The 11,169-nt window shown below is 43.2% G+C and carries 9 protein-coding genes; 4 read left to right on the forward strand and 5 right to left on the reverse strand.

Annotated elements, in window-relative coordinates; all coding sequences use genetic code 11:
- Positions 1 to 5: 5 nt before the first annotated feature.
- From VHA02S_RS13400 to malK, 3 genes are all read right to left on the reverse strand, one after another.
- Positions 6 to 1,232: an outer membrane beta-barrel protein gene (locus VHA02S_RS13400; protein WP_005453399.1), complete on the reverse strand. Its 1,227-nt coding sequence runs from the start codon at positions 1,230 to 1,232 to the stop codon at positions 6 to 8.
- Positions 1,222 to 2,622, reverse strand: coding sequence for an undecaprenyl-phosphate glucose phosphotransferase (locus VHA02S_RS13405; RefSeq protein ID WP_038899231.1), 1,401 nt, complete (start codon positions 2,620 to 2,622; stop codon positions 1,222 to 1,224). The genes VHA02S_RS13400 and VHA02S_RS13405 overlap by 11 nt, the downstream gene beginning before the upstream one ends.
- Positions 2,623 to 3,035: 413 nt before the next feature.
- On the reverse strand, positions 3,036 to 4,154 hold the full coding sequence (malK, locus tag VHA02S_RS13410) for a maltose/maltodextrin ABC transporter ATP-binding protein MalK (protein WP_005453403.1): 1,119 nt from the start codon (positions 4,152 to 4,154) through the stop codon (positions 3,036 to 3,038).
- A 668-nt stretch (positions 4,155 to 4,822) separates the two neighbouring features.
- On the opposite strand from malK, the gene malE reads away from it, so the two are divergent.
- The 3 genes from malE (at position 4,823) to malG (ending at position 8,559) form a co-directional block, all read left to right on the forward strand.
- Complete coding sequence (gene malE, locus VHA02S_RS13415; RefSeq protein WP_005453405.1) at positions 4,823 to 6,001, forward strand: maltose/maltodextrin ABC transporter substrate-binding protein MalE; 1,179 nt, start codon at positions 4,823 to 4,825, stop codon at positions 5,999 to 6,001.
- Between the two features lie 80 nt (positions 6,002 to 6,081).
- On the forward strand, positions 6,082 to 7,656 hold the full coding sequence (malF, locus tag VHA02S_RS13420; protein ID WP_038899232.1) for a maltose ABC transporter permease MalF: 1,575 nt from the start codon (positions 6,082 to 6,084) through the stop codon (positions 7,654 to 7,656).
- 12 nt (positions 7,657 to 7,668) lie between these two features.
- The gene (gene malG, locus VHA02S_RS13425) at positions 7,669 to 8,559 is read left to right on the forward strand and encodes a maltose ABC transporter permease MalG (RefSeq protein ID WP_005432001.1); all 891 of its coding nucleotides are present in this window, start codon (positions 7,669 to 7,671) and stop codon (positions 8,557 to 8,559) included.
- Positions 8,560 to 8,928: 369 nt separating this feature from the next.
- On the opposite strand, the gene VHA02S_RS13430 is transcribed toward malG, so the two are convergent.
- Positions 8,929 to 9,174 (reverse strand): hypothetical protein, encoded by a 246-nt coding sequence (locus VHA02S_RS13430; RefSeq protein WP_005453409.1) that lies wholly within the window; start codon positions 9,172 to 9,174, stop codon positions 8,929 to 8,931.
- Positions 9,175 to 9,336: 162 nt separating this feature from the next.
- A complete protein-coding gene (locus VHA02S_RS13435) occupies positions 9,337 to 9,822 on the reverse strand; it encodes an acyl-CoA thioesterase (RefSeq protein WP_038899233.1) in 486 nt (161 codons plus the stop codon).
- A 450-nt stretch (positions 9,823 to 10,272) separates the two neighbouring features.
- Between VHA02S_RS13435 and VHA02S_RS13440 the strand changes: the two genes are divergently transcribed.
- Positions 10,273 to 11,169 (forward strand): hypothetical protein, encoded by an 897-nt coding sequence (locus tag VHA02S_RS13440; protein WP_227740476.1) that lies wholly within the window; start codon positions 10,273 to 10,275, stop codon positions 11,167 to 11,169.

Genomic DNA, 11,169 nt, shown 5'->3' on the forward strand with positions numbered 1-11,169 from the left:
CCTTGTTATAAAGAGAATCGGGCACTGATAGACCAAACGTTTTGGTCAAAACTATAGCCCTGCAAGTTGGAGTTTTTATCTTGATAGCGCCAATCTGCCTTAAGTAGTACCCAGCGCTTAATTTGATAATCCACACCTGCGGACAAGGCGTAGCGATCCTCGTTACGTGTGACGCCGGTATAGTCATCTTGCTGATAGAGTGCTTCTAAACGTGTGGTTAAGTAGCTGTTCCAATCTTGCTTGAGCGCTAGCGTATAACGAGTTTGCAAGTTGTAATCGCCATCCTGATCTGGGCTAACCGCAGCTTGAGTCGTCTTTAAGGTCAGGAGCGTGTGTTCCTGTGGTTGCCATTCCAATCCGATATCCCAACTAAATCCCTCGAAGGTTTCTCTTTGATGACTATCGAAGTCCTTTATTTGGTAACCCAATCGCGCGATACCTTGTGTTTTACCCGTGACTTCCCACTGAGCACCGGTGTAATAGAAGCCCGAGTGATTATCTTTGGAAGGTACATTTGGATTATCTGTTTGATAATCTGTTAAGGTTTGTTTTGTTCCGATTAACCAATAAGTCCTGGGTGTGGCGCGCAAATAAAATTCGAGATGCGCGCTCGGCGCTCGAAAGTCGTTGTATTTGGTTTTAGAGTCAGGCTTTCCTGGCAGTCCATCACGGTAGTTCTGATAGGTTTTATCTTGGTAACCTATACCAAACTCAAACCGTCCTTTTGAACCGTCAGAGCCCAATATGTAATTGGATCTGAAAACATTGCGATGAAACTCCAACGGATCGGTAATTTTGTTTCCTTGCCCCTCAGTAAACTCTTCACCTTTTTCTTCATGCTGAGCGCGAAATTGGTAATCCAAGACCAAGCGGTTACGATGATTAAACTCAAAGAAGTTAGTGAATTGAATAAGATGATCATCGTAATCATTTTGTTCATCAGAGGAGAAGCCCGCGCTTAACTTATAAAGCAAGTCTGCACGGTATTGATTGCGTTCAATCTTTGTTAATAGGCTTGGCTCAACACCCCAAATATTTACTGATTCAACGTTTTCACCTTGGTCAGCTTTCGCAATGTTGTCATTGCCTTCATAAAACACGCCTACGGTAGGGATAAACTCAATGCCTGATTCGGTTCTGTAAGCCATCGGTTCTGCCATTGAAGCAGCAGAGCTTAGTACTAGAACAACCCCCAAGTACGTCTTTTTTATCATGATCGACTTAGTACGCATTTGAACCTGTAAATCCTTTGAATATCGTCAGGAAGATGATTTTGATGTCCATCCAAACTGACCATTGGTGGATGTAATCCAAATCGAACTCGACACGCTTTTCCATTTTATCGAGTGTATCGGTCTCACCACGGTAGCCATTGATTTGTGCCCAGCCTGTGATGCCTGGTTTTACTTTGTGTCTTAGCATGTAACGGTCGACGATTTGGCGATATTCCTCATTGTGTGAAACCGCATGCGGACGCGGACCGACAATCGACATCGTGCCTTGCAGAACATTGATAAACTGGGGCAGTTCATCAAGAGAAGTGCGACGTAGGAACCCACCAAATGGTGTAATGCGAGGATCGTTTTTGGTGGCTTGTTTTACGTCGTTCCCTTGCTCCATCGTGGTCATTGAACGGAACTTCCAAACTTCAATTTTTCTGCCATCCAATCCGTAGCGGAATTGCTTAAAGATAACCGGACCTTTAGATGTAACTTTAATGCCGATAGCAATTGCGAGTAGGATTGGTGAAATAAGAAGCAAGATAATGCTTGATAAAACAATATCTTCTAGACGTTTTACCCATGATGAAATACCAGCGAAAGGTGTATCGAAAACGCTGAGTGTTTGAACTTGACCTATTTGATCCCAACGAGAGTGCAGTAAGTTATAGGTAAAGAAATCAGGGATAAGGTAAGTGTTCGCCGTGGTGTCTGAAAACTGAGTCAGGAATGATGCAATACGCTCGTTAGCGTGCATTGGCATAGCGATATAAACGTAATCCACTTCACCGCGTTTAGCTCGTTCTAAGGCTAGACCAACATTGCCTTTTATTGGGTATTCGGATTCTGGCAATCGGTCTTTAGAGCGCTCATCGTAGAAACCATCAAATAAGACACCATGCTCTGTGTGGCTTTCTAGTTCATTTGCAAGTGTTAAACCGTGTGGCGTTTGACCAATAATGATTGCAGTTCTAGTGTTGTAGCCCATCTTTCTCATGTATGCCAAGACAGCACGAAACGCAACGCGCCAAGAAAGAAGTAGCACTGGTGTAATTAAGAACCAAGATGCAAGAATGTAGCGCTCGAACAAGACATGTACTTGAGAAAAGTACAGAACCATAAACAGGAAGGTGCAGGTCACTAACCATGAAATGCACAGGATAAATATTTGTTCTTTAAATGAACTGGTGCGCCAAGAACGATATAGCTTTCCGCTCTCAGCCATGATGAGGAAAGAAACGCTGCCTACGAAAGATAGGATAACGTAATCTTTGTAGAGTGACGTGTTGGCATCTTTGACAACCAAAAACAGCATAAACGAGACGATGACTACGAGATCAGAGATGCGGTATAAAAATGCGAATTCCATCTCATGAGAACGTATGAGTCCTTTGTGTTTCATAACCTAATTTCCCTTAAGACACGCTACCGCCATTGGGTGTCGTTTCCCAATATCCGTGTCGTTAACGCTTTTTAGTGATAAATAAAATGTGTTTGTCGGTGACCGCAGAAAACCGATCTATCAATCACCATAATTCGGAAATTAGTTTAAAAATTCGCTCTGTTTAGGTAAGTGGAAATAAGAATGAAATTTAGACCTTCGGCTAATATTGGCAGTTTAGGAAAAACTTAATACTTGTCTGAGTAGGGCGGGTAAAAGTACTAATCGTAAAGGATTGAAAAGAAACTAAGGTTTTAATTTGCTTATGGTCTATCGAATTAATTCTTAGGACGGAAAATTAATACGTTAGTTTCGGAAATAAAAAATCCCTCTCGAATGAGAGGGATTGGTAGCAAGCAAAGGTGAAAGAAGTTTTACTCGAAATCTACGCCGTTTTCTTTATGTAGTCGGCGGCATGCGCGACCATCGCTGTGGAATAGGTGACAACGATGTGCAGGGATACCGATTTCTAGTTTGTCACCAGACTCTACTGGTAGTGTATCTGGTTGACGGTAGATAACGTCTGCGTCCGCACCTTCTAGGTTTAGGTAAACTTGAGTCTCGTTACCTAGTTTCTCTACGATCATCACTTCACCGTGAATTGTCGCATCAGCGTCAACGGCTTGAACTAAGTGCTCTGGGCGAATACCTAGTGACATACGGTCACCGCGGTTCACCGTCGTACCATCTACTGGGATCCAGAATGATACACCGTTAGAAAGTTGTACTTTTACGCGCTCTGATTCGACTTCGTCAATGAAAACACTCATGAAGTTCATCTTTGGTGAACCAATGAAACCAGCAACAAAACGGTTTTGTGGGTAGTGGTAAAGCTCTAATGGCTTACCAACTTGTGATACATAACCACCATCAAGAACGACAATTTTGTCAGCCATTGTCATCGCTTCAACCTGATCGTGCGTAACGTAGATCATGGTACAACCAAGCTGGCGTTGTAGCTTCGTGATTTGCGCACGCATGTTTACGCGCAGTGCTGCGTCCAAGTTCGATAATGGTTCATCAAGAAGGAATACATCTGGTTGAGACACAAGCGTACGACCGATCGCAACACGTTGACGTTGACCACCAGAAAGTGCTTTTGGTTGACGCTCTAGCAGGTGACCCAACTGTAGAATTTCTGCTGCGTGTTCAACACGCTTATCGATTTCAGCTTTGTCAGCTTTTGCTAGTTTCAGACCAAATGACATGTTGTCATATAGGTTTAGGTGTGGGTAAAGAGCATAAGACTGGAACACCATACCAACACCACGTTTGGATGGTTCTACGTCATTCATGCGCTGGTCACCAATATACAAATCACCTGAAGTAATGTCTTCAAGACCGGCAATACAACGTAGCAGGGTAGATTTACCACAACCTGATGGACCTACGAAAACAACGAATTCACCTTCGTTGATCTCTAGATCTACGTTCTTAGAAATCAGTACGTCGCCATACGCTTTACAAACATTTTTTAACGTGACACTCGCCATGTAGCTCGTCCTCGATCAATTTTTATTATTCACCGCTCATCATTATATGAATTATCTAGCGAGCAGTAACAGTAGGAATCGGTAAGTTATTGGGATTGGTAAGAAAAACAGGGTAGCGCTCCAAATGTCCTGAACTGGAGCACTACCCATCATAGCCAAATACGAGTTTCTCTCCCCCACATTATTCGTGTTGTCTCCCCCGTGAAATAATTACCACAAACAACACCAATAATGACATTCCACTCGTATGGCAATGAAAAACCAGCAAATCTTTTCACCTATAGGGTAGGTACTGCTGGGAAAGGGTTCTTACCATCCACTCTTGGATGACTGCAGTTTCTAAGATTGTGTTCACTGCTACATCCTCCTAATCGAAATAATTGTAGGGGGAGTAGGCGGGGAGGAGTCAAAAAGGAGGAGTAGAGTGGGAGTTGGGCTGAAATCACATTATTGCGTGACCTAAAGTTGAAACCGATCACAGGAAGTATTCATTTTGTGATTTGAGTCTCTAACCCTTGGCGATTCAGATCACGAAAATACGTCATAATTGCAAGGGCGTAGGGATTAGGAGGATGAGACATATAGGATTATTTCAGATGATATATGTCGAAATACGGCTGAACCTCAATGGACTAGCCCTACATCAAAAATATAAAAAGGATACGAACATGAAAAAATTAAGCGCTGTAGCACTAGGTACTCTTGTTGCTTTGGGTTCTTTTGGTGCTAATGCTGCCATCGAAGAAGGACAACTGACTATCTGGATCAACGGCGACAAAGGCTATAACGGTCTTGCTGAAGTTGGTAAGAAGTTTGAAGAAGACACTGGCATCAAGGTAACAGTGGCTCACCCAGACGGTCTACAAGACAAGTTCCCTCAAACTGCAGCGACAGGTGATGGTCCTGATATCGTATTCTGGGCTCACGACCGTTTCGGTGGCTACGCAGAATCTGGTCTACTAGCTGAAATCAAACCATCTAAAGAAATTCAAGACGGCATCGTTGATTTTGCATGGGATGCAGTTCGTTACGACGGCAAACTTATCGGTTACCCAGTAGCAGTTGAGTCTCTATCTCTAATCTACAACAAAGACCTTGTTCCAAACCCACCTAAGACTTGGGAAGAAGTAGCAGCGCTAGATGCGAAGCTTAAGAAAGACGGTAAGTCTGCGATCATGTGGAACCTAAAAGAACCGTACTTCACATGGCCACTAATGGCAGCTGATGGCGGCTACGCGTTTAAATACACATCTGAAGGTTACGACATTAAAGATGCTGGTATCGCGAAGGAAGGCGTGAAAGACGCGATGAACTTCGTTAAAGGTCTAGTAGACAAAGGCGTAATCTCTGCGGATATGGACTACTCAGTATCAGAGTCTGCGTTCAACCAAGGTACTGCAGCAATGACTATCAACGGTCCGTGGTCTTGGGGCAACATCGAGAAGTCTGGCATCAACTACGGTGTAACAACACTGCCTAAATTCCAAGGTCAGTCTTCTAAGCCATTCGTTGGTGTACTAACTGCTGGTATCAGCACTGCATCACCTAACAAAGACCTAGCGGTAGAGTTCATCGAGAACTACCTACTAACTAACGATGGTCTACGTATGGTTAACAACGACAAGCCTCTAGGTGCAGTAGCGCTTAACTCATTCCAACGTGAGCTAGATTCAGATACTCGTATCGCAGCAACAATGGACAACGCGATGAACGGTGAAATCATGCCAAACATCCCACAAATGAATGCATTCTGGGGTGCAGCTAAGAACGCTATCATCAACGTTGTTGACGGTCGTCAAACTGTAGATGCTGCTCTAGCAGATGCAGAAAAACAAATGACTAAATAATTCAGTAATACCCTTTTTAAGGAGGGGGCAACTCCTCCTTACTTTTCTATATTTATCCTATATTCGCTAGCAGGTTCCCTATGCAGTCAGTTCAAGGTACAGATGCTATGACAGCACCAGAAGCCAGCCTACCAAGCAGCAAAAAAGTGTTCACCAAATGGGCACTATTGGGCACAGTCGGCATTATCAATGGCTACGCAACTATCTTAATGTATTCTCGCGGTGAGATTGCGTTTGCGCTACTTACGATCATTCTAACCGCATTAGCGCTATTCATTTTTGGTAGTAAGAAAACTTACGCTCACCGATACATCTACCCTGGTATTGCCGGGATGATTCTATTCATCCTGTTCCCTTTGGCATATACCGTCGGTCTGGCGTTTACTAACTACAGCGCGAAAAACCAGCTTTCTTTCGATCGTGCACAGACTGTACTGTTAGACAGAACTTATCAGAGTGGTGAAAGTTTCCCATTCACTCTGTACAAGACTGAGCAAGGTCATCAAATTGTTGTGAAGAAAGGCGACGAGCTATTAGCAACGCCAACCTTCCAACTTGACGGCTTCTCTGCAACGGATCTTGATTTAGCGCCTATCAATGAAGCGACTGGTGACAAAGAGCCAATCAAAACTATCGTTAAGAACCGCAGTGCACTAAGCAGCGTTGACTTGCACCTTCCAAGCGGCGATGACATTCGTATGAGCGGTCTACGTAAGTTCGCAGCTGTGGTTCCGCTATACACACTTCAAGATGATGGCGAATCACTGTTCAACAACCGTACTCAAGAACTATTGCGTCCAAACATGGATGTGGGTTACTACCAACCCGTTGATGAGAATGGTCAGTTTGTTGGCAACACAGTTTCTCCTGGTTTTGTCGTAAACATTGGCACAGATAACTTTGAGCGAGTTTGGAAAGACGACGGCATCAAAGAGCCTTTCATCAGTATCTTCATCTGGACGGTCGTATTCTCAATCCTGACGGTTGTGTTCACGCTAGTTATTGGCTTAGTTCTAGCGAGTGTTGTTCAGTGGGAGGAGCTGAAAGGTCGAGCAGTGTACCGAGTACTTTTGATTCTGCCTTATGCGGTTCCGGCGTTTATCTCAATCCTAATCTTTAAAGGTCTCTTCAACCAAAGCTTTGGTGAGATCAACATGGTATTGAACGCTATCTTTGGTATTAGCCCATCTTGGTTCTCTGACCCATTCCTAGCGAAAACCATGGTAATGATCGTGAACACTTGGCTTGGTTTCCCTTACATGATGATTCTATGTATGGGTCTACTAAAAGCGATTCCTGATGACCTTTATGAAGCGTCTGCAATCGATGGGGCGAACTTCGTCCAAAACTTCATGAAAGTAACGTTACCTATGATGATTAAACCTCTGACTCCACTACTGATTGCGAGCTTTGCGTTTAACTTCAACAACTTCGTAATGATTCAGCTATTGACTGGCGGTGGTCCAAACATGATTGGTACTTCTGAGCCAGCGGGTTACACCGACCTACTAGTAAGCTACACGTACCGTATCGCGTTTGAAGGTGCAGGTGGTCAAGACTTCGGTCTAGCAAGTGCAATCGCAACGCTTATCTTCCTATTGGTTGGCGCGCTAGCACTATTGAACCTACGTTTCACTAAGCTATCTCAGGACTAAGGAGTAACGACCATGGCTATAGTACAAGGTAAATCTTTAAAGTACCGTGTATGGGCGACCCATATTGCTCTTTGGGCTTTCCTGTCACTGATTATTTTCCCACTGCTGATGATCATTGCGATCTCATTCCGTGAGGGTAACTTTGCAACGGGTAGTCTGATTCCAGACAACCCATCGCTAGAGCACTGGAAGTTAGCACTAGGCTTCTCGGTAACAAATGCAGATGGTTCTGTAACACCGCCTCCATTCCCAGTACTAACTTGGCTTTGGAACTCAGTAAAAGTTGCGGGTATCACGTCAATCCTTATCGTGGCACTGTCAACAACTTCGGCTTACGCGTTTGCACGGCTACGCTTCAAAGGTAAGAACACCATCTTGAAAGCGATGATGATCTTCCAAATGTTCCCGGCGGTACTTGCGCTTGTGGCTCTTTACGCATTGTTTGACAAACTAGGTCAGTACATTCCGTTCCTGGGGTTAAACACGCACGGTGGTTTGATCTTCTCTTACCTAGGTGGTATTGCACTGCACGTGTGGACCATTAAAGGTTACTTTGAGACGATTGATAACTCGCTAGAAGAGGCCGCGGCATTGGATGGTGCTACGCCATGGCAAGCGTTCCGTTTGGTACTACTACCACTATCTGTGCCAATTCTAGCTGTAGTGTTCATCTTGTCATTTATCGGTGTTGTAGGTGAGGTACCGGTAGCATCTCTACTACTTTCTGATGTAAACTCCTACACACTAGCAGTTGGTATGCAGCAGTACCTATACCCGCAGAACTATCTATGGGGTGATTTCGCAGCTGCAGCAGTATTGTCTGCACTACCAATTACAATCGTATTCTTGCTTGCACAACGCTGGTTAGTCGGTGGTCTGACAGCTGGTGGTGTGAAAGGATAATCTCAGTTGGTCTCTGAGAGAAAAGAATAACTAGAAAAGGGCGACCAAATGGTCGCCCTTATATTTAGCATCGATATTACGCTTTTGGTTTGGCCGCCGATCAGTAATATCAGGCTTTATTGGCGTTACGCATAGCTGGCTGTTAGCTTAGTTCCTTACGCTTTAATCACTAACAGTTTCTTGTAACCATAACCTGAGTCTCGACTCAGGTTTTTTTATACCCGTAGAATCTCTATGCTTTCTTGTTTCCGATACAGACTAACCAGTTTGCAATGGATTACACAGTGACATCAGAATGCCCTGCGTATCACTTCACAGAATTAATTTAAGCGTATTTAGAGGGAAGGAGCTGGATTTTCTGAGAAAGCGTTAAAACTCGCGGCTAGAGGGAGCACAGCCTACATATTGAAGTAAGGTATATAAACTTTCTTGCTGTAGAGCAACACGGCGGAATAGATCGGCAAAAGTTGAGTCACCACCAAAACAAGTTTGTATGTAATGGTTAATTTCTTCTTCGTTATAGCCTTCGACATACATGGTTCTGACCCACTGATATTCGACCGCTTTTAAATTGGTTAATGTATTTTCACTTAACGTGGTCTTTTTTAAGCTCAAGATCCAAACTCTACCCAACACCAAAATTGTGGGTGGATTTAACCAAATCAAAGTGAAAGATTTATGACAATTTGAACCTGGCATGAAGTGAATGACAGAACCATGACATTACTTCACGGGTACACCCAAGTGTCTGGAGGACACTTGGGTATATAAGTTGATTTATTTGAGATATTTGACGTGAGCTTCCATTTCTTCGCCAATCTGCTTGCGCATATTCATTAGGCGAATAGCCGATTGTTCGAGCGCTTTATCTTCTTCAGACTCCGGTATCCACTTAGGAACATCAGTTGGCTTTCCGTCTTCGTCAACCGCAACCATGATGACGATGCAATGTGTTGTAAGGCGGTTTTTCAATTCTTTTGGATCGCTAGCTTGTACATCAATAGCAATGTGCATTGAACTGCGCCCCGTATAAATGACCTTGGCACTGACCTCGACTAAATTCCCAACATGAATTGGGGCGACAAAGCGAATACCACCTGCGTACGCGGTAATGCAGTATTTTCCACTCCAAGCTGCACTGCATGCGTAAGCTGCTAAATCGATCCACTTCATTACGGCGCCGCCGTGTACTTTGCCACCGAAGTTTACGTCTCCAGGTTCTGCAAGAAAACGAAGGGTAATGTCTCTTTGACCACTGCTCATCTGTCATTCCTTTGTGCGTTGTTTAGCTTCAATGTAACAGCAATGCAACGACTCTTAAATACGTCAGCAAAACATTTATCACATCAGTGTCGCTTCGAGTTGGATTAAGCAATCCGAAAGCTGGCTAAAAATCCTTCAAAAATCGAGTTTTATCATTTTATAGATAAAACATAAGTCACACTTATTAAAAAAATACGCTATTGATAAAAAGCGCACTAATTCAATTAATTGAATATCTGTTTTGTTGTTTATCTTATTTTTGAGAATGATGTGTCTTTGTTTGTAAGGGTTGTGTAAGGATCTGTAATTGTGGAATTAATATCACATAATTTTATTTGTGAATAAATATTCATTGGGAATGCTATTTGGTGATTGTTTGCTCAATTGCATACGGTTTAATTATTTCGTATGGTTCTGCCCGTTTTTAAATAACACTTTATGGTTAGTCTCTTGTTCCGTTTTTTAAGTCTTAGTTTAGCTATCTCACTAATTAGTATAAAGATATATGCAGGGGTGGACTCTGGGTATCTGTATGCTTCAGGGTTTGGTGACGCTGAACATGTAGCTCTAAAAGATGCTAAGAAGCAATTGGCACTTAACTTGATTAGTGTTATCGAAGTGAATGAAAAGTCATCTATTGTTAAGACTTCCCATGGTGTTGACTCCTCTTTTTCTCAGGATTCATCCATACATTCACTTCCAATTGAAATCCCTCACTTGGAAGTTTTAAGTCATGAATGTGGCGAGAAAGGTTGTGAGTATCGCTATCGGCTGAGTAAGAAAACCTGGCAGAAACAGGTTGAGCATGATTTGACGGTCTCGTACCAAACGGCTGCGATAAAACTTAAAAATCTCAACAACAACTGGCGTGGTGTGAAGGACTACTTTCATGCTGAAGAGCTAATGACGAAAAGTGCCGTTCAGCTCGATATGCTCGGTATTTTAGATTCCGATGCTGCACAGTCATACCGTGCACAACACCTACAGATTAGCGAAACGATGAACGCGAAGAGAGAAATGCTCTCGATTTCGTTTGTCGCATCGAATGATGCTTTTTCTCATCAAATTCACGAGTTGCTATCACGTCACGCATTTGCGTCGAATCATGGTGGCATCTCCGTTTATATCAAGACGAAATCCCAGCAGGGACGACAAGGGAAAGACTTTGTCGCCAAGCAAAGTATTCAACTTAAAGTCTTCGATTCAAATTCATCTCATATGGTGACCCAAAAGGTGATCACCGTGTTAGGTAAATCCCAAGCTAGCTCTGCGGCGGCAAAACACGCTGCTGAGCAAAAAATAATTAAAAAGCTTACTAATAAATCTATCTATTCAGTATTGATCTAA

It is taken from the genome of Vibrio harveyi NBRC 15634 = ATCC 14126 = KCTC 12724 (genome assembly GCF_001591145.1).
GTDB classification, from domain to species: domain Bacteria; phylum Pseudomonadota; class Gammaproteobacteria; order Enterobacterales; family Vibrionaceae; genus Vibrio; species Vibrio harveyi.

Coding starts and splice junctions, on each gene's coding strand:
- malK (WP_005453403.1), bottom strand. CDS start 4,154: ATGGCGAGTGTCACGTTAAAAAATGTTTGTAAAGCGTATGGCGACGTA.
- malG (WP_005432001.1), top strand. CDS start 7,669: ATGGCTATAGTACAAGGTAAATCTTTAAAGTACCGTGTATGGGCGACC.
- malF (WP_038899232.1), top strand. CDS start 6,082: ATGCAGTCAGTTCAAGGTACAGATGCTATGACAGCACCAGAAGCCAGC.
- VHA02S_RS13405 (WP_038899231.1), bottom strand. CDS start 2,622: ATGAAACACAAAGGACTCATACGTTCTCATGAGATGGAATTCGCATTT.
- malE (WP_005453405.1), top strand. CDS start 4,823: ATGAAAAAATTAAGCGCTGTAGCACTAGGTACTCTTGTTGCTTTGGGT.
- VHA02S_RS13435 (WP_038899233.1), bottom strand. CDS start 9,822: ATGAGCAGTGGTCAAAGAGACATTACCCTTCGTTTTCTTGCAGAACCT.
- VHA02S_RS13400 (WP_005453399.1), bottom strand. CDS start 1,232: ATGCGTACTAAGTCGATCATGATAAAAAAGACGTACTTGGGGGTTGTT.